This is a genomic window from Enterobacter vonholyi, assembly GCF_008364555.1.
GTDB classification, from domain to species: Bacteria; Pseudomonadota; Gammaproteobacteria; order Enterobacterales; family Enterobacteriaceae; genus Enterobacter; species Enterobacter vonholyi.
This window is the reverse complement of record NZ_VTUC01000006.1, coordinates 129,572-154,049: the sequence shown is the minus strand read 5'-3', so window position 1 is coordinate 154,049 and position 24,478 is coordinate 129,572. Positions and strand designations below refer to the sequence as shown.

At 55.7% G+C, this 24,478-nt stretch carries 26 protein-coding genes; 18 read left to right on the top strand and 8 right to left on the bottom strand.

From position 1 onward, the window contains the following. Positions 1–2: 2 nt before the first annotated feature. A complete protein-coding gene (locus F0319_RS09495) occupies positions 3–1,031 on the bottom strand; it encodes a Mal regulon transcriptional regulator MalI (RefSeq protein ID WP_111965676.1) in 1,029 nt (342 codons plus the stop codon). Between the two features lie 178 nt (positions 1,032–1,209). Between F0319_RS09495 and malX the strand changes: the two genes are divergently transcribed. From malX to add, 3 genes are all read left to right on the top strand, one after another. Next, a complete protein-coding gene (malX, locus tag F0319_RS09490; protein ID WP_133294255.1) occupies positions 1,210–2,802 on the top strand; it encodes a maltose/glucose-specific PTS transporter subunit IIBC in 1,593 nt (530 codons plus the stop codon). 48 nt (positions 2,803–2,850) lie between these two features. Beyond that, entirely contained in the window at positions 2,851–4,023 is a 1,173-nt protein-coding gene (locus tag F0319_RS09485; protein ID WP_149366759.1) for a MalY/PatB family protein, read from the top strand. A 96-nt stretch (positions 4,024–4,119) separates the two neighbouring features. Then, positions 4,120–5,121: an adenosine deaminase gene (gene add / locus F0319_RS09480; RefSeq protein ID WP_115874874.1), complete on the top strand. Its 1,002-nt coding sequence runs from the start codon at positions 4,120–4,122 to the stop codon at positions 5,119–5,121. Between the two features lie 53 nt (positions 5,122–5,174). Here the strand turns inward: add and F0319_RS09475 are convergent, their stop codons facing one another. Continuing rightward, a complete protein-coding gene (locus F0319_RS09475) occupies positions 5,175–6,215 on the bottom strand; it encodes an oxidoreductase (RefSeq protein WP_149366758.1) in 1,041 nt (346 codons plus the stop codon). A gap of 243 nt (positions 6,216–6,458) precedes the next feature. On the opposite strand from F0319_RS09475, the gene blr reads away from it, so the two are divergent. From blr to gstA, 12 genes are all read left to right on the top strand, one after another. Continuing rightward, complete coding sequence (gene blr, locus F0319_RS09470) at positions 6,459–6,584, top strand: division septum protein Blr (RefSeq protein WP_168112406.1); 126 nt, start codon at positions 6,459–6,461, stop codon at positions 6,582–6,584. A gap of 231 nt (positions 6,585–6,815) precedes the next feature. After that, positions 6,816–7,031, top strand: a complete 216-nt coding sequence (gene ydgT / locus F0319_RS09465; protein WP_013096896.1) for a transcription modulator YdgT — start codon at positions 6,816–6,818, stop codon at positions 7,029–7,031. Between the two features lie 86 nt (positions 7,032–7,117). Then, complete coding sequence (locus tag F0319_RS09460; protein ID WP_115874872.1) at positions 7,118–7,558, top strand: DUF2569 domain-containing protein; 441 nt, start codon at positions 7,118–7,120, stop codon at positions 7,556–7,558. 76 nt (positions 7,559–7,634) lie between these two features. After that, a complete protein-coding gene (rsxA, locus tag F0319_RS09455) occupies positions 7,635–8,216 on the top strand; it encodes an electron transport complex subunit RsxA (protein ID WP_063438368.1) in 582 nt (193 codons plus the stop codon). Beyond that, positions 8,216–8,794, top strand: a complete 579-nt coding sequence (gene rsxB, locus F0319_RS09450) for an electron transport complex subunit RsxB (RefSeq protein WP_149366757.1) — start codon at positions 8,216–8,218, stop codon at positions 8,792–8,794. The genes rsxA and rsxB overlap by 1 nt, the downstream gene beginning before the upstream one ends. Further along, positions 8,787–10,808 carry an electron transport complex subunit RsxC gene (gene rsxC, locus F0319_RS09445; RefSeq protein ID WP_149366756.1) on the top strand — a complete coding sequence of 674 codons (2,022 nt, stop codon included), beginning with the start codon at positions 8,787–8,789 and terminating at the stop codon, positions 10,806–10,808. The genes rsxB and rsxC overlap by 8 nt, the downstream gene beginning before the upstream one ends. Continuing rightward, positions 10,809–11,861, top strand: a complete 1,053-nt coding sequence (rsxD, locus tag F0319_RS09440) for an electron transport complex subunit RsxD (RefSeq protein WP_111965669.1) — start codon at positions 10,809–10,811, stop codon at positions 11,859–11,861. A 10-nt stretch (positions 11,862–11,871) separates the two neighbouring features. Continuing rightward, positions 11,872–12,492 carry an electron transport complex subunit RsxG gene (gene rsxG, locus F0319_RS09435; protein ID WP_111965668.1) on the top strand — a complete coding sequence of 207 codons (621 nt, stop codon included), beginning with the start codon at positions 11,872–11,874 and terminating at the stop codon, positions 12,490–12,492. 2 nt (positions 12,493–12,494) lie between these two features. After that, a complete protein-coding gene (locus tag F0319_RS09430) occupies positions 12,495–13,181 on the top strand; it encodes an electron transport complex subunit E (RefSeq protein WP_008500569.1) in 687 nt (228 codons plus the stop codon). Beyond that, on the top strand, positions 13,178–13,813 hold the full coding sequence (gene nth, locus F0319_RS09425; protein WP_008500570.1) for an endonuclease III: 636 nt from the start codon (positions 13,178–13,180) through the stop codon (positions 13,811–13,813). The genes F0319_RS09430 and nth overlap by 4 nt, the downstream gene beginning before the upstream one ends. Before the next feature lie 591 nt (positions 13,814–14,404). After that, the gene (gene dtpA / locus F0319_RS09420; protein WP_063409046.1) at positions 14,405–15,913 is read left to right on the top strand and encodes a dipeptide/tripeptide permease DtpA; all 1,509 of its coding nucleotides are present in this window, start codon (positions 14,405–14,407) and stop codon (positions 15,911–15,913) included. Positions 15,914–16,018: 105 nt separating this feature from the next. Further along, positions 16,019–16,624 (top strand): glutathione transferase GstA, encoded by a 606-nt coding sequence (gene gstA / locus F0319_RS09415; RefSeq protein WP_149366755.1) that lies wholly within the window; start codon positions 16,019–16,021, stop codon positions 16,622–16,624. An 87-nt stretch (positions 16,625–16,711) separates the two neighbouring features. Here gstA and pdxY read toward each other — a convergent pair whose 3' ends face one another. The 5 genes from pdxY to anmK form a co-directional block, all read right to left on the bottom strand. Continuing rightward, positions 16,712–17,572, bottom strand: a complete 861-nt coding sequence (gene pdxY, locus F0319_RS09410) for a pyridoxal kinase PdxY (protein ID WP_149366754.1) — start codon at positions 17,570–17,572, stop codon at positions 16,712–16,714. Between the two features lie 66 nt (positions 17,573–17,638). Then, positions 17,639–18,913: a tyrosine--tRNA ligase gene (gene tyrS / locus F0319_RS09405; protein WP_080327312.1), complete on the bottom strand. Its 1,275-nt coding sequence runs from the start codon at positions 18,911–18,913 to the stop codon at positions 17,639–17,641. 126 nt (positions 18,914–19,039) lie between these two features. Further along, positions 19,040–19,696, bottom strand: a complete 657-nt coding sequence (pdxH, locus tag F0319_RS09400) for a pyridoxamine 5'-phosphate oxidase (RefSeq protein ID WP_111965664.1) — start codon at positions 19,694–19,696, stop codon at positions 19,040–19,042. Between the two features lie 57 nt (positions 19,697–19,753). After that, on the bottom strand, positions 19,754–20,083 hold the full coding sequence (gene mliC, locus F0319_RS09395; RefSeq protein WP_085930290.1) for a C-type lysozyme inhibitor: 330 nt from the start codon (positions 20,081–20,083) through the stop codon (positions 19,754–19,756). Positions 20,084–20,170: 87 nt separating this feature from the next. Next, positions 20,171–21,295: an anhydro-N-acetylmuramic acid kinase gene (gene anmK, locus F0319_RS09390; RefSeq protein ID WP_111965663.1), complete on the bottom strand. Its 1,125-nt coding sequence runs from the start codon at positions 21,293–21,295 to the stop codon at positions 20,171–20,173. Between the two features lie 254 nt (positions 21,296–21,549). Here anmK and slyB point away from each other — a divergent pair, with 254 nt between their 5' ends. Further along, positions 21,550–22,017 carry an outer membrane lipoprotein SlyB gene (gene slyB, locus F0319_RS09385; protein ID WP_047348789.1) on the top strand — a complete coding sequence of 156 codons (468 nt, stop codon included), beginning with the start codon at positions 21,550–21,552 and terminating at the stop codon, positions 22,015–22,017. A gap of 198 nt (positions 22,018–22,215) precedes the next feature. Further along, positions 22,216–23,577 carry a sensor domain-containing diguanylate cyclase gene (locus F0319_RS09380; RefSeq protein ID WP_149366753.1) on the top strand — a complete coding sequence of 454 codons (1,362 nt, stop codon included), beginning with the start codon at positions 22,216–22,218 and terminating at the stop codon, positions 23,575–23,577. A 35-nt stretch (positions 23,578–23,612) separates the two neighbouring features. Here F0319_RS09380 and slyA read toward each other — a convergent pair whose 3' ends face one another. Then, positions 23,613–24,053, bottom strand: a complete 441-nt coding sequence (slyA, locus tag F0319_RS09375) for a transcriptional regulator SlyA (RefSeq protein WP_111965661.1) — start codon at positions 24,051–24,053, stop codon at positions 23,613–23,615. 186 nt (positions 24,054–24,239) lie between these two features. Between slyA and F0319_RS09370 the strand changes: the two genes are divergently transcribed. Next, on the top strand, positions 24,240–24,476 hold the full coding sequence (locus tag F0319_RS09370; protein WP_111965660.1) for a DUF1656 domain-containing protein: 237 nt from the start codon (positions 24,240–24,242) through the stop codon (positions 24,474–24,476). Positions 24,477–24,478 lie beyond the last annotated feature (2 nt).

Sequence of the window (24,478 nt, the reverse complement as noted above, 5' to 3'; positions counted from 1 at the left end):
TACTATTTTACCGGCACCAGGCGCGCCGCCACAATCTGGTGCCCGGCCTGCACATCCGTATTTTCGATACGCTGCATGATTCTGTCCGCCAGGGTGTAACCCATCTCCCGCGCGGGGGTAGTGGCCCAGACGATCGGCAGATCGTCCAGCGCGTTTTCACCGACGTCGGCGAACGCCCCCAGCGCCACCTGGTGGCCGAAGAAGGTTTCCACCCCGCCCTCGCCGCTCTGACGCCCGGCGCGGATCAGGCCAAACCAGGCGCCCATGGCGATCACATCGTTGTAGCAAATCACGGCGCTGATCGTCGGGCTGCTTCGCAGCAGCGCGCCTATCGCTTCCGCCGCCATCTTCTGGCTGGACTCACACTCCACGACCCACTCGCTGTGGAACGGCAGGCCGTATTTAATCAGCGTCGCACAGTAGCCGCCGACCCGCTCGGCGCGGGTCAGGGACGAGCTTTTCCCGCCCAGCCAGGCAATGCGCTGATGACCGCGACGAATAAGATGCTCGGTCAGCATTTGCGCGGCCTGCATGTTATCCGGACGCAGCGTATCGGCTTCGTCGAGGTAGCTGGCGCGCGAGGCAAACACCAGCGGCACGCCCTTTTCGGCGGCACGCTCGCACAGCTCGCTGCCCACGCCCGACGCCCCTGCGACGATCACCCCGTCCACCCCCTGGTTCAACAGCATATCGAGCCGGGAAAGCAGCTGATCGGCTTCGCGGCCGCCGTGAAGCAGAAAGACCATCCGCCCCTGCGCTTCAAGCGCTTCGGTTAACCCGGCCGTCAACTCCGCATAGAAAGGTGACGTCAGGTCACGAACGATCAGGCCAATCACCCCGCTTTGCCCCCCGCGCAGCGCCGACGCCTGGCGGTTACGCACAAAGCCCAACTGTTCAACCGCCTCGTTCACCCGCTGACCGGTCGCGGGAGAGATGCGCCCTTTTCCGCTCAGTACCAGAGAAACGGTGCTGACGGAAACCCCCGCCGCCAGCGCGACATCGTTGATGGTGACTTTTTTCACTACGGCCATGTGTTGGCGTGACTCCCTGAAAATGAGATCGGTAAAACGTTTTATCAATACGTTATCTTTATACTACCAGTCAAAGCCTGAGAATGTGATTTAGCGCGCACTAAACTTTGATAAAACGTTTTATCTTCTCGCAGAATTGAGGCAGACAAACTGATTTTAACAATAAAGGAGTCGTTTTATGACGGCGAAAGCAGCACAAAAAATATCGCTGTGGGAATTTTTCCAGCAACTGGGTAAAACCTTTATGCTGCCCGTGGCACTTCTCTCGTTCTGCGGGATCATGCTCGGGATCGGCAGCTCGCTCAGCAGTAAAGATGTCATCACGCTGATCCCGTTCCTCGGTACTCCCGTGCTGCAGGCGATCTTTATCTGGATGAGTAAAGTCGGCTCCTTTGCGTTTAGCTTCCTGCCCGTCATGTTCTGTATCGCTATCCCGCTGGGCCTGGCCCGCGAGAACAAAGGCGTCGCGGCGTTTGCCGGTTTTGTGGGTTACGCGGTGATGAACCTGGCGGTTAACTTCTGGCTGACCGCGAAAGGCATTCTGCCGACCACCGACGCTGCCGTGCTGAAAGCTAACAACATTCAGAGCGTCATCGGTATCCAGTCTATTGATACCGGGATCCTCGGTGCAGTGATCGCGGGCGTGATTATCTGGATGCTGCACGAGCGCTTCCACAATATTCGTCTGCCGGATGCCCTGGCCTTCTTCGGCGGTACCCGCTTTGTGCCGATTGTGACCCTGGTGGTCATGGGTCTGTTTGGTTTGATCATTCCGCTGATCTGGCCGGTCTTTGCGATGGGCATTAACGGTATTGGCCGCATCATCAACGGCGCGGGAGATTTTGGTCCGATGATCTTCGGCACCGGCGAGCGTCTGCTCCTGCCGTTTGGCCTGCAGCATATCCTGGTGGCTCTGATTCGCTTCACCGAAGCGGGCGGCACCATGGAGGTGTGCGGTCACGATGTGAGCGGCGCGCTGACCATCTTCCAGGCGCAGCTGAGCTGCCCGACCACCCACGGCTTCTCCGAAAGCGCAACCCGCTTCCTGTCTCAGGGTAAAATGCCTGCCTTCCTCGGCGGCCTGCCGGGTGCCGCGCTGGCGATGTACCACTGCGCGCGCCCGGAAAACCGTCATAAAATTAAAGGCCTGCTGATTTCCGGCGTGATCGCCTGCGTCGTGGGCGGTACCACCGAGCCAATCGAATTCCTGTTCCTGTTCGTCGCACCGGTGCTGTACCTCATCCACGCGGTGCTGACCGGTCTGGGCTTTACCGTGATGGCGGTGCTGGGCGTTACCATCGGCAACACCGACGGCAACGTGATTGACTTCGTAGTCTTCGGGATCCTGCACGGCCTCTCCACCAAGTGGTATCTGGTCCCGGTCGTGGCGGCGATCTGGTTCGTGGTGTACTACGGCATCTTCCGCTTCGCCATCACCCGCTTTAACCTGAAAACGCCAGGCCGCGATACCGATACGGCCACCAGCGTCGAGCAGGCGGTAGCCGGTACCGTGGGCAAATCCGGCTATAACACCCCAGCAATTCTGGCAGCGCTGGGCGGTGCGGATAACATTACCTCGCTGGATAACTGCATTACCCGCCTGCGTTTGTCGGTGGCGGATATGTCAAAAGTGGACACCAACGCCCTGAAAGCCAACCGGGCCATCGGCGTGGTACAGTTAAATCAGCACAATTTGCAGGTGGTTATCGGCCCGCAGGTACAGTCAGTGAAAGATGAGCTGGCTACCCTGATGCGAACAGTAGAAGCCTGATGCCTCAGCCCCCTCTCCATGAGGGGGTTTTACGTTAAGGATTAAAGCATGTTTGATTTCTCAACCGTCGTGGATCGACACGGCACCTGGTGTACGCAGTGGGACTACGTCGCCGACCGTTTTGGCGCGGACGATCTGCTGCCCTTCACCATCTCGGATATGGATTTCGCCACCGCCCCCTGCATTACCGACGCGCTGCATCAGCGCATTCAACACGGCGTGTTCGGTTACAGCCGCTGGAAAAACGACGAGTTTCTCGCCGCCGTCGCGCACTGGTTTCAGCAGCGTTTTAACAGCCGGATTGATACCGAAACCGTGGTTTATGGCCCCTCCGTCATCTACATGGTCTCTGAACTGATACGTCTCTGGTCAAACCCCGGCGACGGCGTGGTGGTACACACCCCGGCATACGATGCGTTTTATAAGGCCATAGAGGGTAACGCGCGTCGTGTTGTGGCGGTTGAGATGGAAAAGCAGGCAGCAGGCTGGCAGGGCAATATGGCGGCCCTCGAAGCGGCGCTTGCGAAACCGGAAAACAAAATTTTGCTGCTGTGCAGCCCGCAGAATCCGACCGGCAAGGTCTGGACGCGGGATGAGCTGACGCACATGGCGGAACTGTGCGCACGCTATGACGTGGCGGTGATCAGCGATGAAATTCATATGGATATGGTGTGGGGAGAGCATCGTCACACGCCGTGGATCGCGGTGGCGCGCGGGAAATGGGCGCTTCTCACCTCCGGCTCGAAAAGCTTTAATATTCCAGCGCTGACGGGCGCTTACGGCATGGTTGGCGATGAAGAGAGCCGTAACGGTTATCTCAGCGCACTAAAAGGACGGGACGGACTCTCTTCCCCTTCCGTGCTGGCGCTGACGGCGCATATCGCCGCCTATCAGCAGGGGGAGCCGTGGCTGGATGCCCTGCGGGGTTATCTCGAAGCAAATTTGTCGTATATCGCGCAGGAAGTAAACCACGCTTTTCCGAAACTGAACTGGCAGCCGCCGGAAGCGACCTATCTGGCCTGGATCGATCTGCGCCCGCTGAACATTGACGATCGGGCGCTGCAAAAAGTGCTGATCGAGCAGCAAAAAGTCGCCATCATGCCGGGATATACCTATGGAAAAGAGGGAAATGGCTTCGTACGCCTGAATGCGGGCAGCCCGCGAAGCAAGCTTGAGCAAGGGGTTCAACGCCTGATTGCCGGGATTAATACGCTCCTGTAATCAATTTGCGCAACGGAATATTCCCTTGCGCAAATAGCTTTTTACCCCGTTTTGTTTTTATAATATGGCGCACTTTAACCAGAAAAGAGTGCGACCATGATTGATACACGCCTGCCTTTAACTGATATTCATCGTCACCTTGACGGTAACATTCGTGCCCAAACCATCCTCGATCTTGGCCGCCAGTTCAATTTAACGCTTCCTGCTCAGACCCTTGAGTCCCTGATCCCTCACGTACAGGTGACCTCTAATGAACCGGACCTGGTCAGCTTCCTGAGCAAACTCGACTGGGGCGTAAAGATGCTGGCGTCGCTGGATGCCTGCCGCCGCGTGGCGTTTGAGAACATCGAAGATGCCGCCCGCAACGGCCTGCACTACGTCGAGCTGCGCTTCTCGCCGGGCTACATGGCGATGACCCACAGCCTGCCCGTTGCAGGCGTGGTGGAAGCCGTCATTGAAGGCGTGCGCGAAGGGTGTAAAACCTTCGACGTTCAGGCTCGCCTGATCGGCATCATGAGCCGTACCTTCGGTGAAGCCGCCTGCCTGCAGGAGCTGGAGGCGCTGCTGGCCCATCGCGATGCCATCACCGCCGTCGATCTCGCCGGTGACGAGCTGGGCTTCCCGGGCAGCCTGTTCCTCTCCCACTTCAACCGCGCGCGCGATGCCGGCTGGCACATTACCGTGCATGCGGGCGAAGCGGCTGGCCCCGAAAGCATCTGGCAGGCCATCCGCGAGCTGGGCGCCGAGCGTATCGGTCACGGCGTGAAGGCGGTAGAAGATCGCGCGCTGATGGATTTCCTGGCGGAGCAGCGTATCGGGATTGAGTCGTGCCTGACGTCTAACATTCAGACCAGCACCGTCGCATCGCTGTCGCAGCACCCGCTGAAAACGTTCCTTGAGCACGGCGTGCTGGCCTCTCTGAACACTGACGATCCGGCGGTACAGGGCGTGGATATCATCCATGAGTACAACATCGCCGCACCGCAGGCGGGTCTGAGCCGCGAGCAGATCCGTCAGGCGCAGATCAACGGGCTGGAGAGTGCCTTCCTGACGCCTGCAGAGAAGCAGGCGCTGAAAGATAAAGTGGCTCGCGGTTAACTCCGCTGCCGGGTGGCGCTAACGCTTACCCGGCCTACTAAAATATTTAAAAATTATGCCAGACAGAGCGTCGCGCGATGTTTGGCAGATTCAATACCCAGCTCAATCAGCTCCATAATCTGTATCGCCTGGCTGGCCGGAACCGGATTCTCTCCCGTGCCGTTCAGCGCATCGCGGATGCCCGCATAATAGGCCGGATAGTTACCCGGTATCGTCAGAAAGGTCTCCTCGACCAGCTCCTCGCCTTCCACCCGCGTCACTACGCCGTCGCGCATATCATAGCCCCAGTCTTCCTGCGGTAAACGTTCACCGCTTTTCAGCCGGTCTTCCTGCGGATCGAGACCAAACTTCACGTAGCTCCCGCGCGTGCCGTGCATAATATAGCGGGCCGATTCCGCGGCCGCGACCATCGTACCGTGGAGCACAATCCGCCGCTGCGGGTAACTCAGCACCGCGTGGAAGTAATCGGTCGTCTGTGCTCCGGGCCTGAGCTGGGCCAGATCGACCGTCATGCTCACCGGCAGACCAAAAAGATTGACGGCCTGATCCAGCAGATGCGGGGCTAAATCGTACCAGATGCCGCTGCCCGGACCGGCCTGCTCGCGCCAGCGGTTTCGTACCTGCGGACGGAAGCGGTCAAAGTGCGATTCAAAAAAGAGGATCTCCCCTAATGAGCCCTCACTGAGAAGCCTTTTTACCGTTAAAAAGTCGCTGTCCCAGCGGCGGTTATGGAACACCGACAGCAACCTGCCCAGACTCTTTGCCAGCGCATCCAACTCGCGCGCCTGAGACAACGTAACGGTAAAGGGCTTATCGACAACCACGTGCTTGCCGGCTTCCAGCGCGGCCTTTGCCAGTGGAAAGTGGGTGTCGTTCGGCGTGGGGATAACGATTAAATCAATATTCGGATCGTTGAAAAGGTGTTTTGGCTCAGAGACAACCGGCACGGAAGGCCAGTCTGTATGGACTTTAGCGGCATCGCTGCTGGATACCGCTGCCAGCGCCATCCCCGGCGTCCCGGCTATCAGAGGCGCATGAAACGTTTTGCTTGCATACCCGTAGCCGATAAGCCCAACGCGGATATTATCACTCATAGTGCCATCCTCTTTTATGACGTTCTTATTTCACACTGGCTAGCCTGGCATTACCACAGATTAATAATGTGCCATATGACTTAAAATAGCAGGTCGTACGGGTTGTTTTTGTTACATAGTATTAACCTACTGATTTTGTTTAAGGGAACCGTTCCCAAAGCGCTTGCGGCCGGGGAAACGTCGCTGTAACATTTGCACCCTGTATTTAAGGATAAAGTACAACTACGAATCATGACGTCAATTATTAATCGAATCATTGAATTAGCGGGATGGATTGTCCTTGGGGTTTCGGTCATTTTGCTGGGCGTTGCCAGCCATATCGATAACTACCAGCCGCCGGAGCCTGTCACAGTCGCCCAACCCAAGTAACCGGTTACCGCAATAAAGAGTGACATAATATGTCAGTTACTTATTGCCAGCCCTGGTGAACACGGTTAACCTTCTCTTCCAGGCATCGTCTGATGCCTGAATTTCAGCAAAGAAAACTCCTAATTTCGTCGCGTTACCTGAGTGGGCTGTTTACGTCTTTATTAATCCGTTTATTATTCGAACGAATTACCTTAACTGGTATTACTCACTTTTATATGGAAACTTATTAATATGACAGTTCAGGACTATTTATTAAAATTTCGCAAGATCAATTCGCTTGAGAGCCTGGAAAAACTGTTTGACCATCTGAACTACACCCTGTCTGATAATCAGGACATCATTAATATGTATCGTGCCGCTGACCATCGCCGTGCGGAGCTGGTTTCCGGCGGTCGTTTGTTCAACGTGGGTGAAGTGCCTAAGTCAGTATGGCGCTACGTTTTATAAGAAAGTAGCCATCCGCGCGAAATGTTATATACTCTCCGCCCTGCCAACTGGCTGTAAAACATTTCGCGCAGATTATGGGAGAGTTCATGACCGCAACGCCTGGAGAACGCATTGGAGGCTGGTTAATCGCCCCACTGGCATGGCTGCTGGTTGCCTTATTAAGCGCATCACTTGCGCTGCTGCTTTATACCACCGCACTGATTACCCCTCACGCCATCCAGACCCTGATGTCGCAAAACGTGCTGAATATTGCTTTGTGGTTTGTGTCATTCGTTTTCGCGATCGGGATGTGGTACTACACGCTGTGGCTGACCATCGCCTTCTTTAAGCGCCGTAAGAATGTGCCTAAGCACTACATTATCTGGCTGCTGGTTTCGGTCCTGCTGGCGGTGAAGGCATTTGCTTTTTCGCCCGTTTCAGACGCGCTGGCCGTTCGTCAGCTGCTTTTCCCGTTGCTGGCCGCGGCGCTGCTGGTACCCTACTTCAAGCGTTCGACACGGGTGAAAAACACCTTCGTGAACCCGTAATAACCCTACAGATAACCTGTTGTCGCCTGCGTGTGTTTGTCCGATAATAGGCGGCTTTTTTATTTCAGGCTAAATAATGACCGATTACTTACTGCTCTTTGTCGGCACCGTGCTGGTTAACAACTTCGTTCTGGTGAAGTTCCTTGGCCTGTGTCCGTTTATGGGCGTTTCCAAAAAGCTGGAAACGGCAATGGGCATGGGGCTGGCGACGACCTTCGTCATGACGCTGGCGTCCATCTGCGCGTGGTGGATTGATACCTGGATCCTCATTCCGCTGGGGTTAACCTATCTCCGTACGCTGGCCTTTATTTTGGTTATCGCGGTGGTAGTGCAATTTACCGAAATGGTGGTGCGCAAAACCAGCCCGGCGCTCTATCGCCTGCTGGGTATCTTCCTGCCGCTGATCACTACCAACTGCGCCGTTCTCGGCGTGGCGCTGCTGAATATCAACCTTGGCCATAACTTTATGCAGTCGGCGCTGTACGGTTTTTCCGCTGCAGTCGGTTTCTCATTTGTTATGGTTCTCTTCGCGTCGATTCGCGAGCGTCTGGCGGCAGCGGATATCCCCGCCCCTTTCCGCGGTAACGCGATTGCGCTGGTGACCGCAGGTTTAATGTCTCTGGCCTTTATGGGCTTTAGTGGTCTGGTGAAGTTGTAATGAGTGCTATCTGGATTGCCATCGCCTCTATTAGCGTTCTGGGGTTGGTGTTTGGCCTTATCCTGGGTTACGCCTCCCGCCGCTTCGCGGTAGAGGACGATCCTGTTGTTGAGAAAATTGATGAGCTCCTGCCGCAAAGCCAGTGCGGGCAGTGCGGCTACCCGGGCTGCCGTCCCTACGCGGAAGCGGTAGGCATTCAGGGTGAAAAAATTAACCGCTGTGCGCCCGGCGGCGAAGCGGTGATGTTGAAAATTGCGGCCCTGCTTAACGTTGATCCGCAGCCCGTTGACGGCGATGCGGAGGTACTGGAGCCGGTCCGCGCGCTGGCCGTGATCGACGAAGCGAACTGCATCGGCTGCACCAAATGTATTCAGGCCTGCCCGGTCGACGCCATTGTTGGCGCAACGCGCGCCATGCACACCGTGGTGGCGGACCTGTGCACCGGCTGTAACCTCTGCGTAGCACCTTGCCCGACGCAATGTATCGAGCTGCGCCCGGTTGAAACGACTACCGAAAGCTGGAAGTGGGATCTTCAAACCATTCCGGTTCGCAATATTCCTGTGGAACAACATGCTTAAGTTATTTTCTGCTTTCAGAAAAGAGAAGATTTGGGATTTTGACGGGGGTATTCACCCACCGGAGATGAAAACCCAGTCTAGCGGCACGCCGCTGCGTCAAATTCCGCTGGCCACCCGTTTCGTTATGCCGCTCAAGCAGCACATCGGCGCTGAGGGTGAGCTGTGCGTCAAAGAAGGCGATACGGTCCTTCGCGGTCAGCCGCTGACCTTTGGTCGCGGACGTATGCTGCCGGTCCACGCTCCCACCTCCGGTAAAGTGGTGGCGATTGCCCCTCATACGGTAGCGCATCCGTCAGCGCTTTCAGAGCTGAGCGTGATTATTGAAGCCGACGGTGAAGACCGCTGGATCGACCGTGATGGCTGGAGCGACTACCGCAGCCAGAGCCGCGAATCACTTATCGAACGTATTCATCAGTTCGGCGTTGCCGGCCTCGGCGGCGCAGGCTTCCCGACAGGCGTCAAGCTGCGCGGCGGTGGCGATAATATTCAGACGCTGATTATCAACGCCGCCGAATGCGAACCGTACATTACCGCTGACGATCGTCTGATGCAGGACTGCGCCGCCCAAGTGGTGGAAGGCATCCGCATCCTGGCGCACATTCTGCAGCCGCGGGAAGTGCTGATCGGTATCGAAGACAATAAACCTCAGGCTATCTCGATGCTGCGCGCCGTGCTGGCCGGTAGCCACGATATCAGCCTGCGCGTCATCCCGACCAAGTACCCCTCTGGCGGTGCTAAACAGCTGACGCAAATCCTTACCGGTAAGCAGGTGCCGCACGGCGGACGCTCTTCGGATATCGGCGTGCTGATGCAGAACGTCGGCACCGCGTACGCCGTGAAGCGCGCGGTGATCGACGGCGAGCCGCTGACCGAGCGCGTGGTAACGCTGACCGGGGAATCGGTCTCTCGTCCGGGCAACGTCTGGGCACGTCTGGGTACGCCGGTGCGTCACCTGCTGGAGCAGGCTGAGTTTTGCCCGGGCAGCGACCAGATGGTGATCATGGGAGGCCCGCTGATGGGCTTTACCCTGCCGTGGCTCGATGTGCCTGTAGTGAAAATTACCAACTGTCTGCTCGCCCCTTCCCCGACCGAGATGGGCGAAGAGCAGGAAGAGAAAGGCTGCATCCGCTGCAGCGCCTGCGCCGATGCCTGCCCGGCGGATCTGCTGCCGCAGCAGCTGTACTGGTACAGCAAAGGGCAACTGCACGACAAGGCAAAAGCCCATAACCTGGCCGACTGCATCGAATGCGGCGCCTGCGCCTGGGTCTGCCCAAGCAACATCCCGCTGGTGCAGTATTTCCGCCAGGAGAAGGCTGAGATTTATGCTATCTCCATGGAAGAAAAACGCGCCGCGGAAGCTAAGGCACGTTTCGAAGCGCGCCAGGCGCGACTGGAGCGCGAAAAAATCGCCCGTCAGGAGCGCCATAAGCAGGCCGCGGTTCAGCCCGGCGAGAAAGATCAGGATGCGATTAACGCCGCACTGGCGCGCGTTCGTGAGAAAAAAGCGACAGCGGCGCAGCCTGTGGTGATCCCGGCCGGCGAGAAGCCTGACAACAGTGAAGCCATCGCGGCGCGTGAAGCTCGCAAAGCCCAGGCTCGCGCCCGTCAGGCTGAAAAAGCGCAAACGGTCCAGACGGATGCCGAGGTTGACCCGCGCAAAGCCGCAGTTGAAGCGGCAATAGCCCGCGCCAAAGCGCGCAAAGCCGGCGAGCAGAACGTGGTGGTTGAGCAGGAAGCGGTCGACCCTCGCAAAGCGGCCGTCGAAGCGGCGATTGCCCGGGCCAAAGCGCGCAAGGCGGCGCAGCAGACGCCAGCTGCAGAAACAGAAGCACCGGTCGACCCGCGTAAAGCCGCCGTCGAAGCGGCGATTGCCCGGGCTAAAGCCCGTAAGGCGGAGCAGCAGGAAGAGCAGCCGCAGGCCGCCAACGATGACCCGCGCAAAGCCGCCGTGGCCGCCGCCATCGCGCGCGTTCAGGCGAAGAAAGCCGCACAGCAAGCAGTTAATGAGGATTAAATGGTTTTCAGAATCGCAAGCTCCCCTTATACCCACAATCAGCGCCAGACGTCGCGCATTATGATGCTGGTCTGCCTGGCGGCGCTGCCGGGCATTGCCGCTCAGTGCTGGTTTTTCGGCTGGGGAACCCTGTTCCAGATAATCCTGGGCTGTGCCAGCGCCTTAGCGGCGGAAGCCCTTGTGCTTAAGCTGCGTAAGGCGGCTGTCTCCCGCATTCTTGCCGATAACTCCGCGCTGCTGACCGGCCTGCTTCTCGCCATCAGTATTCCGCCGTTTGCCCCGTGGTGGATGGTAGTGCTCGGCACCGTGTTTGCCGTGATCATTGCCAAACAGCTGTATGGTGGACTGGGCCATAACCCGTTTAACCCGGCGATGATTGGCTACGTGGTGCTGCTGATCTCCTTCCCTGTGCAGATGACCAGCTGGCTGCCACCGCACGAGATTGCGGCCACGGTTCCGGGCTTTATGGATGCCCTGCACGTCATCTTTACCGGCCATACGGCACTCGGTGCGGATATGAACGCCCTGCGCATGGGCGTGGACGGTATCAGCCAGGCGACGCCTCTCGATACCTTTAAAACATCCCTGCATGCCGGGCACAGCGTTGAGCAGATCATGAAGTCCGCGATCTACAGCGGCATGCTGGCGGGCGCGGGCTGGCAGTGGGTCAACCTGGCGTATCTGCTGGGCGGCCTGTTCCTGCTGCAGCAGAAAGCCATCCGCTGGCATATTCCGGTCAGCTTCCTCGTGACGCTGGCGGTGTGCGCCACGCTGGGATGGGTCTTTTCTCCTGAATCACTGGCCAGCCCGCAGATGCATTTGCTCTCCGGTGCCACTATGTTAGGAGCCTTCTTTATCCTGACGGATCCGGTGACGGCGTCAACGACTAACCGCGGCCGCCTGATCTTCGGCGCGCTGGCGGGCCTGCTGGTCTGGCTCATCCGCAGCTTTGGCGGGTATCCGGACGGTGTGGCCTTTGCCGTCCTGCTTGCCAACATTACCGTTCCGCTCATCGACTACTACACGCGCCCTCGCGTGTATGGCCATCGCTAGGGGTTTCGCCATGTTAAAAACGATGCAAAAACACGGCGTCACGCTGGCTGTCTTCGCCGCGGTCCTGACGGGGCTAACGGCACTGGTTAATGCGCTGACCAAAACGACCATCGAAGAACAGGCCTCGAAGCAGCAAAAGGCGCTGTTCGATCAGGTGATCCCGTCCGATTTCTACGATAATGACCTGCAAAAAAGCTGCTTTGTGGTAGACGCGCCGCAGCTTGGGAAAGGCCCGCACCGCCTCTTTATCGCCCGCAAAGGGGATAAACCGGTCGGCGCGGTGATGGAAGCGACCGCGCCTGACGGCTATTCCGGCGCCATTCAGCTGCTCGTGGGCAGCGATTTCTCCGGCACCATACTGGGCACCCGCGTAACGGAACACCATGAAACGCCGGGTCTTGGCGATAAAATTGAAACCCGTCTTAGCGACTGGATTTTGCACTTTGCCGGTAAAGTGATCCATGGTGAAGGTGACACCGCGTTTGCGGTGAAAAAAGATGGCGGCGAGTTCGACCAGTTCACCGGTGCGACCATCACCCCACGCGCGGTGGTAAATGCCGTAAAACGAGCCGGGCTGTACGCTGAAACGCTGCCCGCGCAGATCAACAATCTTCCGGTCTGTGAGGAGTAATCATGAGCCAGGTTAAAGAGGTTATTGTCCAGGGATTGTGGAAGAACAACTCCGCGCTGGTGCAGCTTCTGGGGATGTGCCCACTGCTGGCGGTAACGTCCACCGCCACCAACGCGCTCGGTCTGGGTCTGGCAACCACCCTGGTATTGACCCTGACCAACCTCTCCATCTCTGCCCTGCGACGCTGGACGCCGTCGGAAATTCGTATTCCGATTTACGTCATGATCATTGCGTCGGTGGTCAGTATTGTTCAGATGCTGATTAACGCCTACGCGTTCGGCCTGTACCAGTCGCTCGGGATCTTTATTCCTCTTATCGTCACCAACTGTATCGTCGTTGGGCGTGCGGAAGCGTTCGCGGTGAAAAATAGCCCCGCCATGTCGGCGCTGGACGGTTTTTCCATAGGCATGGGCGCCACCTGCGCCATGTTCGTGCTGGGCTCCCTGCGTGAAATCCTCGGCAACGGTACGCTGTTCGACGGCGCAGATGCCCTGCTGGGCGGCTGGGCCAAAGCCCTGCGCATTGAAGTGTTTCACACCGATACGCCGTTCCTGCTGGCGATGCTGCCGCCTGGCGCGTTTATTGGCCTTGGCATGATGCTGGCGATAAAATACCTGATTGATGAGAAACGCAAGCGCCGCGCGGCTGAGCGCAGCGTTCTGGAAGGGACACCCGAGAAGGCTTCATGAATAAAGAAAAGCGCATTGCGATCCTGACCCGTCTGCGGGACGAGAACCCGCACCCGACGACGGAGCTGAATTTTACCTCCCCGTTTGAGCTGCTGATCGCCGTGTTGCTCTCCGCACAGGCTACCGACGTGAGCGTCAATAAAGCCACCGCCCTACTCTATCCAGTCGCCAATACGCCGAAGGCCATGCTGGAGCTGGGCGTGGAAGGCGTGAAGTCGTATATCAAAACCATCGGCCTGTTTAACAGCAAAGCCGAGAACGTCATTAAGACCTGCCGGATCCTGCTGGAACAGCATGGAGGCGAAGTGCCGGAAGATCGCGCCGCGCTGGAAGCCTTACCGGGCGTGGGGCGTAAGACTGCCAACGTGGTGCTCAACACCGCGTTTGGCTGGCCCACTATTGCCGTAGATACGCATATATTTCGCGTCTCTAACCGAACCAACTTCGCGCCGGGGAAAAATGTCGAGCAGGTCGAAGAGAAGCTGCTTAAAGTGGTTCCGGCTGAGTTTAAGGTTGATTGCCATCACTGGCTGATTCTGCACGGTCGTTACACGTGTATTGCCCGTAAGCCTCGCTGCGGCTCCTGTATTATTGAAGATCTCTGCGAATACAAAGAAAAAGTGTATCCCTGAATGTCACAATCCCTTACCAAAAGAAGGGCTACCAGAAGCCCTTCTTTTGCCCGCTATTTGTCCGCCTTTCGTTTACCCTCACCTGTCACTTCTTCGGTTGTTTAACGCTCAAACAGGTTAATAGTTTTTTCATAGCCAAAAATTTCTATACATCTGTGATCGCGATCACCCTGATAACTTCATGTTGTATTTTTGTTGTCAAAATCACCCTAAACCCTTTATGTGACAAGACGCCCCTCTTTCTTTACCGACGATAAGACCAGCTATTTTTCAGAATTTGGGCTATACCACTGCCAGAAGCAGCAAATAGCAGAACATATCGCCAAATACCGGTCCTGACGGGGCTCTACCAGTCGAAAAAACTACCTTTATACATCGTATAAAATTTAACGCTGAATAACATTTGCATGAACCGACGATTATACCACTTCAGATATATGTAACAGATTATTACAAACGTATTGCCAGATGGGGCAGGATAGTGAACATTACCCGCCGTTTCTCCTCCCAATATAACTATAAGGCGTATGGACTACGGCCATCACGCTATGAACACCCCCGTTAATATGGGATGTAAAAAAAGAGGTATATGTGTCTACTGCAAACAATAAACCAACAGATGAAAGCGTGAGTCTTAACGCTTTTAAACAGCCTAAAGCGTTCTATCTCATCTTCTCTATCGAGTTATGGGAGCGTTTTGGTTATTACGGCCTGCAAGGGATCATGGCGGTTTACCTGGTCAAACAGCTGGGTATGTCTGAAGCTGATTCCATCACGCTGTTCTCCTCCTTCAGTGCCCTTGTCTATGGTCTGGTTGCTATCGGCGGCTGGCTGGGTGATAAAGTTCTGGGTACTAAGCGCGTCATTATGCTGGGCGCTATTGTACTGGCAATTGGCTATGGTCTGGTTGCATGGTCAGGGCACGATGCCGCTGTCGTGTATATGGGCATGGCAACGATCGCCGTGGGTAACGGTCTGTTCAAAGCAAACCCGTCTTCCCTGCTCTCTACCTGCTACAGCAAAGATGACCCGCGTCTGGACGGTGCATTTACCATGTACTACATGTCCATCAACATCGGTTCATTCTTCTCGATGCTGGCAACCCCATGGCTCGCCGCGAAATTCGGCTGGAGCGTGGCGTTTGCGCTGAGCTTCGTGGGTATGCTGATCACCGTTGTGAACTTCCTGTTCTGCCGCAGCTGGGTCAAAGACTACGGTTCAAAACCTGACTTCGAGCCTGTACACATGGGCAAACTGCTGGCCACCATCGTGGGTGTTGTTGTCCTCGCGGCAATCGCCACCTGGCTGCTGCACAACCAGGGTATTGCTCGCGCCGTTCTGGGCGTGGTTGCGCTGGGTATCGTGGTTATCTTTGCGAAAGAAGCGTTCGCCATGCAGGGTGCTGCCCGTCGTAAGATGATTGTGGCGTTCATTCTGATGCTGGAAGCGATTATCTTCTTCGTGCTGTACAGCCAGATGCCAACCTCACTGAACTTCTTCGCCATTCGTAACGTTGAGCACTCTATTCTGGGCATCGCGTTCGAGCCGGAGCAGTATCAGGCGCTGAACCCGTTCTGGATCATGATTGGTAGCCCGATTCTGGCGGCTATCTATAACAAGATGGGTGACCGTCTGCCAATGCCGCACAAGTTCGCAATCGGTATGGTACTGTGCTCAGGCGCGTTCCTGGTGCTGCCGCTGGGTACCAAGTTTGCCACTGACGCAGGCATCGTCTCCGTTAACTGGCTGATCCTGAGCTACGCGCTGCAGTCTATCGGCGAACTGATGATCTCCGGTCTGGGCCTGGCGATGGTTGCACAGCTGGTGCCGCAGCGTCTGATGGGCTTCATTATGGGTAGCTGGTTCTTGACCACTGCCGGTGCGGCAATCATTGCGGGTAAAATTGCGAACCTGATGGCTGTGCCTGAAAACGTCACTGACCCACTGGTCTCCCTGAACGTCTACGGTACCGTATTCATGCAGATTGGTATTGCGACAGCGGTGATTGCGGCGCTGATGCTGCTGACCGCGCCGAAACTGAATCGTATGACTCAGGACGACGACAAGACGGCTGAAGCGACCAAAACCGCTACTGCGTAAGATTATTGAGAAACGACTGAACAGAAGCCGCTAATGCATTAGCGGCTTTTTTTTTGCCCGTTCGCGCACTAACATAGCTGAAACCTCAGCAAAAAGGAGTTACCGATGAAACTGTTCTACAAACCGGGCGCGTGCTCTCTTGCTTCCCATATCACCCTGCGCGAGAGCGGCAAAGATTTCACGCTGGATGGCGTTGATCTGTTGAAAAAGCGCCTGGAAAATGGCGATGACTTTCTTGCCATTAACCCGAAAGGACAAGTTCCGGCGCTCCTGCTGGATGACGGTACTCTGCTGACCGAAGGCGTGGCGATTATGCAGTTCCTGGCCGATAGCGTGCCCGATCGCCAGCTGCTGGCACCGGTCAGTACCATTTCTCGCTATAAAACGCTGGAGTGGCTGAACTACATTGCCACCGAGCTGCACAAAGGCTTTACCCCCCTGTTCCGCCCGGATACGCCGGAAGAGTTTAAGCCTACCCTGCGCGCCCTGCTGGAGAAAAAGCTGCAGTACGTTAACGAATCGCTGAAAGACGAACAGTGGATTGGCGGGTCGCGCTTCACGATTGCCGATGCGTATCTGTTCACCGTGCTGCGCTGGGCTCGTGCGGTTAAGCTGAATCTGGAAGGGTTAGACCACCTTGCATCGTATATGAAACGCGTGTCAGAGCGTCCTGCGGTGGCTGCGGCGCTGAAAGCGGAAGGGTTGAACTAACCGAGCGGCCTGTGTTGCCGGGTGGCGCTGCGCTTACCCGGCCTACAAAATCCACAGTCCCCCACGCGCAGCGCCACCCGGCATCTTTTAAAGCCTTGTGGCGCTGAAATAGTGCTCCGGCTTCGCGATACGATCCTGTGCCGCGACCACCTGCAGTTCATATTCCTGCATCTCTTTCGTCGCCATCATAATTTCGTACACTGCCGCAGTCACATGCTCCAGCGCATCGCGCAGCGTTGCACCCTGAAGCAATTTCACCAGCAGCAGGCCGCTGGTCACATCCCCTACGCCCACCGGCTGGCGCAGGCCAAAATCCACCAGCGGACGGCTGATGTGCCAGGCATCATCTTTCGTCACCAGCAGCATCTCAAAGCGATCCTGACTTAGCCCTGCGCGTGCGAGATGTTTTACCAGCACAACCTCAGGCCCCTGCGCGATCAGCTCGCGAGATGCAGTTACTGCCTCTTCTACGCTGTTAACCGGATGCTCGCAGAGGATCTCCAGTTCCACCAGGTTTGGCGCAATGATATCGCTAGCGGGCAGAGCGTGGCGGACGTGGAACTCCGCAACGCCTGGCGCCACGATGCAGCCTTTTTCCGGATGCCCCATAACCGGGTCGCAGAAGTATTTTGCCGACGGATTTGCGGCTTTCACCTGGCGTACGATGCCGAGGATATGCTCCCCCTGCTCCGCTGAGCCAAGATAACCGCTCAGTACGGCATCACAGCGCTTGAGCTGGTCGATATCGGCAATGCCCTGCACAACCTCGGTAAGGTGCGAAGGCGGCATCACGCAGCCGGTCCATTTGCCGTACTGCGTGTGATTGGAAAACTGGACGGTATTGAGGGGCCAGACGTTGGCGCCGAGGCGACGCATAGGGAATTCCGCTGCGCTATTGCCAGCATGTCCAAAAACGACGTGGGACTGAATGGCGAGGATGTTCTTCATTATTTTCTTACCAAACCCTGAAAAAACAAAAGGGGCGTGGTTTCCCACGCCCCTGGAGACTGTTAATTACTTCCAGCAGACAAGGCAGTAGTTTTTCTTGCCACGACGCAGCAGCGTGTAGCGGCCATACAGACGATCGCCGTCAACGAAGGTGTATTCCGGGTCGGCCTGTTTCTCACCGTTAATGGTGATCGCGTTAGACGCGATGGTTTTACGCGCCTGACCGCGGGAAGGCTGCAATTCAGAGTCCACCAGCGCCTGCATCAGGTCAGCCCCTTTCTCCATTTCAACCATTGGCACGCCGTCCTGCGCCAGCTGTTCGAAGTCCGCTTCACTCAGATCGCTCAGGGTGCCGTTAAACAGGCTAGCGGTAATGCGTTTTGCCGCGGCCAGACCTTCTTCACCGTGAACCAGTTTGGTCACTTCATCCGCCAGCACGTACTGCGCGCGTGGCGCTTTACCGCTGTTCTTGTCTTCTTCTTCCAGCGCGTTGATCTCTGCGATATCCATGAAGGTGAAGAACTTCAGGAAGCGATAAACATCGGCATCCGCCGTGTTGATCCAGAACTGGTAGAATTTGTACGGACTGGTTTTCTTCGGATCAAGCCATACCGCGCCGCCCTCAGTCTTACCAAATTTGGTGCCGTCTGCTTTGGTAATCAGCGGAACGGTCAGACCAAACACCTGGTTCTGGTGAAGGCGACGGGTCAGATCGATACCGGAGGTGATGTTGCCCCACTGGTCAGAACCACCAATCTGCAGGGAAACGCCGTGCAGTTTGTTCAGGCAGGCAAAGTCATACCCCTGCAGCAGGTTGTAGGAGAACTCGGTAAAGGAGATACCCTGGTCGTCACGGTTAAGACGCTGCTTCACGGCCTCTTTGTTAATCATCTGGTTAACAGAGAAGTGCTTGCCGATGTCACGCAGGAAGGTCAGCACGTTCATGCTGCCAAACCAGTCGTAGTTGTTCGCGGCAATCGCGGCGTTATCGCCACAGTTGAAGTCGAGGAACGGCGCAACCTGTTTGCGGATCTTATCCACCCACTCTTGCACGGTATCTTCGGTGTTCAGTTTACGCTCAGCGGCTTTAAAGCTTGGGTCACCAATCAGACCGGTAGCGCCGCCCACCAGGGCAACAGGCTTATGGCCCGCCATCTGGAAGCGTTTCAGGCATAACAATGGAACAAGATGCCCCAAATGCAAGCTGTCAGCGGTGGGATCGAAGCCGCAATAGAGCGCGATCGGGCCTTGCGCCAGTCGCTCTGCTAACGCTTCCTCGTCCGTCACCTGGGCCACGAGGCCCCGCTCTTGCAATTGTTTAATCAAGTTACTGCTTGCCATCAAATTCTCCATGTATAAACGACTGCACCTTTGCCGGTACACGACTTTTCGCCTGATGCGAAAGGACCCATAGAATAAAGCGCAAGCGCGGCGTGCGCTAGCGCTTAAATCAACAAATTTCGGGGATTACGGTGCCAGTCTGTCGATTTTCCAGCCGCCATTCTCGCGCTGGTATAAAAAGCGGTCGTGCAGGCGATGTTCGCCCCCCTGCCAGAACTCAATCTGATCTATCGGGATGCGGAAACCACCCCAGAAGCTCGGCAGCGGGATTTCACCCTGCTGGAACTTCTGCTTCAGCTCCAGGAATTTACTTTCCAGCACGCCGCGGGCAGAAATGCGGCTCGACTGTTTTGATACCCAGGCGCCAATCTGGCTGTCACGCGGGCGGCTGTGGAAATACTTCACCACTTCCAGCGTCGAAAGACGTTCCGCTTTGCCGGTCACCATGACCTGACGTTCCAGCATGTGCCACGGGAACAGCAGGCTAATACGCGGATTGTTTTCCAGATGGTGCGCTTTGCGGCTGCCAAGGTTGGTGTAGAACACCAGTCCTTTCTCGTCATAATGCTTGAGCAATACGATGCGCTGATAGGGTTGACCGTTTTCATCCACCGTCGCGACAACCATGGCCGTGGGGTCGGCGAGTTTCGCTTCGCAGGCCTGTTTCAGCCAGCGTTCAAAAAGCACGAGGGGTTCAGCGGGAAGATCCTGGCGACGCAGGCCGCCTTTGGTGTATTCACGGCGCAGATGCGCAATTTGCTGCAGTTCGTCGTTATCTGACATGGCGTTAGCTGACATTGAGAGTGGGTGGCGCTATTGTGCGCCGCCCCTGTAAAAATCTCAACGCTTCGGATTTTCGAGCTGGCAATTGTTCAGCACAATACGGTCGCGTTTGTAGACCGTGGCGCTGTCGCCTTTCGACCAGAAGACATAGATACCGTCGGTGTAGCGGGCGCCCGAGGCCGAAATGCCCTGCTTCAGCGTCAGCAATTTATTGTCGTAAACAAAACTGGCTTCCTGGCGCGGATTGTTCAGCTTCACGGTCAGCGGTTTTTCGTCGCAGCGATACTCTAGCGTATCGGTCTGCATGCGCTCAACGAGCTGGTTGTAGACGCTGCATCCTGACAGGAGCAAAGGGGCGGCAATAAGAAGAAGTTTTTTCATGGGCATATTCCGAAGACTTTCCTGGTCCTGGAGGGCATGGCCACCCTCCTGTTTCGTTCCATTCTAACGGCGACGCACCGCGCTGAATTTCAGTTAACTCTGATTATGACGCGGATTTGCCGGGAAAATCGCCCCAAGAACGCTCGCCTCGCGAGCGCCGGTTACCGACGGCAAATTGCCCGGCAGCCCGGCAATGGTGCGCCAGGCAAGCCAGGCGAAAGCCAGCGCCTCCATGTCATCCCCGCTGATGCCAGCCTCATCGGTCGTAGACACTTCGGTACCCGGCAGTAGCCCCGCAAGACGCGCCATCACCAGCGGGTTACGGCTTCCCCCGCCGCACACCAGCAGGCGTTCGCATCCGCCGCTGAGGAGCACCTGTTCGGAAATCGACACGGCCGTGAGCTCGGCAAGCGTCGCCTGGACATCCTGCGGTGCAAGCGCCGGGAATGACGCCAGCTGGCGCTCAAGCCAGCCAAAGTTGAAGTATTCACGCCCCGTACTTTTCGGTGCCGGTAAGGCAAAATAAGGGTCGCTCAGCATGGACTGCAGCAGCGGGATAATCACCTTACCCTCGCTCGCCCACTCTGCGTTTTTATCATACGGTTGACCGCACTGACGCCAGATCCAGGCGTCCATCAGCATATTGCCCGGGCCGGTATCGTAGCCGCGCACCGGCTGCCCCGGGATCAGCATCGACAGATTGGCGATCCCACCAATGTTGAGCACCATACGACGTTCGGAAGGGTGCGCCAGTAGCGCCTGATGGAACGCAGGTACCAGCGGCGCGCCCTGTCCGCCAAGGGCGATATCGCGACGACGGAAATCGCCAACCACCGTCACGCCCGTCTTCGCCACAATCTGGTTGTTATCACCGATTTGCAGCGTATGCGGGGCATCTCCTCCGGGTTCATGCCAGACCGTTTGTCCATGACACCCGATGGCCACCACATCCTGCGGGCGAAGATGTTCTTTCTGCATTAAAGCCAACACCGCATCCGCAAACAACGCCCCCAGGCGGACATCAAGCTGTCCAAGCTGGGAGAGGGTCAACTGCTGCCCCTGACAAATGCTCAGAATATCCTCTTTCAGTGAAATGGGGATTGGCCAGGTCAGGCTCGCCTGCTGTGCCACCATGTTTTCGTCAATGGCGGCCAGAACGACATCTACCCCATCCAGACTGGTGCCTGACATCACACCAATGTAGCGACCCGATTTCATGCGCTTTCCTTACGTTGCGTGGGCTAAGGATACCCACTCAACCATAAACGGCGCAGCATTGCCATCGGGTGATAATATTTTTTAACAATGTCAGACGCCTAACGCGGGCGGCTCCTGTTTATCTCTCGTTAAGTCAAATTCAAGTACAATTTTCTTATTGTTAGTGCAAAGATATGAACTATGGCCCCTTATGCCATATAATTTAGCCATAACGGATGCCCCAACCGGGCGTTTTTGGTGAACAGGAGATTCAAATGATTTTACGTGTACTGGGCGTTTCGCTGATTGGTTTAACTCTGGCTGGCTGTGTGAATGACAGTTCACTCTCTGGCGACGTTTACAGCGCTTCTGAAGCGAAACAGGTTCAGAACGTAACTTACGGTACCGTTGTTAACGCACGCCCTGTACAGATCCAGGGTGGTGATGAAAACAACGTGATGGGCGCAATCGGTGGTGCCGTCCTGGGTGGTTTCCTGGGTAATACCGTCGGCGGTGGCACTGGCCGCTCGCTGGCGACGGCCGCAGGCGCCGTTGCAGGTGGTGTAGCTGGCCAGGGCGTACAGGGTGCGATGAACAAAACTCAGGGCGTAGAGCTGGAAATTCGTAAAGACGATGGCAGCACTATCATGGTTGTCCAGAAACAAGGCAACACTCGCTTCTCTGCAGGCCAGCGCGTCGTTCTGGCAAGCAACGGAAGCCAGGTGACCGTTTCTCCACGTTAATTAAAAATGGATGTGGTCATCGGACCACATCCATTTACAATATATATCACCCCCACAAATATATTTACAAAATAGATTCATCCCGCCAATTTTTAACCGCATCATATATTGTTTTTGCGCAAAGTATTTCTCAGGCTAATTGAATAAACTCTCGCAATTACCTCACCCTAATTCATTATAAAGCCATTAAAAACGTATATGTTTTCGAATCATCGTTCTGTAAAGGGTCGTTATACCTCGTTCTGTCTGGGTTGTATTGTTGTCATTGGCATATTACACGCCCTGTTTTCAAAAATTGCCGAATGGGTACCTAGCTTCTCGTCTCATTTGTTCCCTACGCTCACCATTTTTTTGCTGGTGTTTAACCTGTTTATTGCCTTCTTTATGGCAATGAAATACTGGTGCGACCGAAAACGGTTGTATCTGGTAGCGATCGCTTTTGCCTTTGCCGGGTCGGCATCGCTGATGGTCGGGACGTTGTCCTGCTTTCCCGCCTGGCTGGACCTCTATCAGTTCAACGCTGTGAACTATAACGATGCGATGATCTTCTATATGTTCCGCCATCTTTTAATGGCGGTGCTAATAATCGTTTCGGCAATACTCTATACCACGCGCAATTGTCCCCTTTCACGACTGGCGCATATCCTTATTGTGGGCGGCGAGTTTCTCTTTACCGTCTTTGCAGTAGGGTTGGCCTGGATGTATTCCAGTCACTCTTCCTTTTTATCCATTGATCTGGTGGATAATGAAACCCGTGAATTTATGGTTCTCTGGAGCCACTTCATTAATATTGCATTAATTGCACTCTGGGTGGTGACATTAGGAACGCTGATGTTTATTACGTGCATACGCAATTTATTCTGGGTGGGTGGTAATTTTCTGTGCGTCTGCTATATCGTCACGCTTACAATGCTGTTAGCGGGTGGAAATGTCGAAGATGTCTCCTGGTATCGCGCCCGCTTATTTGAAACTGTCGCCACGCTGCTGATCATTTTTGTTCTGCTCTACGATGTTTTCAGGCTGTATCGCGACTCGCACGTCAAGTATCAGCAGTCCTACCAGAACTCAATTCGCGACCCGCTCACGCGCCTTTATAACCGCAGCTATTTTTATGAAACATTGAAGCAGGCGCTGGATATCGCCAAACCCAGCCGGCCTGTTTCCGTCATCGTAAGCGATCTCGATCGCTTCAAGCGCATCAACGACACCTATGGGCATCTTCAGGGCGACAAAGTCCTGCAGTTTGTCGCTAACCTGCTGATGGATTCCGTACGCCCGCAGGACATCGCGGCCCGTATCGGTGGTGAGGAGTTTGTTCTGATGCTGGCCAACACCTCATCAGAAGCAGCGCACCAGGTGGCGGAGCGCATACGATTAAATCTGAGCAGCTTCGATAACACTAGCAGCGGCGGTCAACTACCGGAGCCAGTCACTATCAGCATGGGGGTGTATACGGCGACGTCACCCGCGATAGCCGCAGAAACGTGCGTGGAAAACGCCGACAAAGCGATGTATGAAGCGAAGGAGACGGGACGTAATCGTGTGGTCGTCTTTAAGTAAAAAAAGGCCTTGCTGCTGCAAGGCCTTGGTGTTTATTAGTCGCGAGAATGCAGCTCATGGATGTTTTGCTCAAGGCGAGCAATAAGGCTGATGAGCATTTCCAGCTCCGCGGGTGAAACGCCTGACAGGATTTCACCGCGCGTCCTGGTGATCACGGCTTCCATTTCCGTGATGATTGGCGCCGCTTTCTCGGTGAGTTTAATCCGCTTGGCGCGACGATCGCTGGCGCAGGTTTGCCGCGAGATCAACCCCTTCTCTTCCAGCTGGTCAAGCGTACGCACCAGCGACGGTTGCTCAATCCCTATCGCTTTTGCCAGCTGAATTTGCGACTGATCGGGCGGCAGCTGATGGATGTTGTGCAGCGTGACCCAATGCGTCTGTGTGAGTTCCAGAGGTTTCAGGCGATGGTCAATCAGAGCACGCCAGACGCGTACCAACCTTGCCAGATCAGAACCTAATGGCGATTCCAATTTCATCTCCTTATAATTAGCTTGCTAAGTTATTATACTGATTTTAGAATAGTGTGCAGCATTTGTATTGCCAAAACAAATGCAATACTGCATTCATCGAACTTAAAAGTATGACTTACACTGAATTGTGATGCTTCATCATACTAAGACAAGCCAACGCGGCATTCTGTTCACTGCAAAGGATTTCTGCCCGTGACGTTTTTTCATCGCTCAGAGGGGTTGCCCCTTCAGGACCTGATCTTCGGTGCGTCAGTCTATTTTCCTCCGCTGTTTAAGGCCGTTCTGGTGGGTTTTCTGCTCTGGCTCATCGCGCATCGTCTGCTTCGCGACTGGATGTACTCCGGTGAAATCTGGCATCCCATGCTGATGGATCTTTCCCTGTTTGCCCTTTCCGTATGCCTGGGCCTTGCCGTTTTGACTGTGTGGTGAAT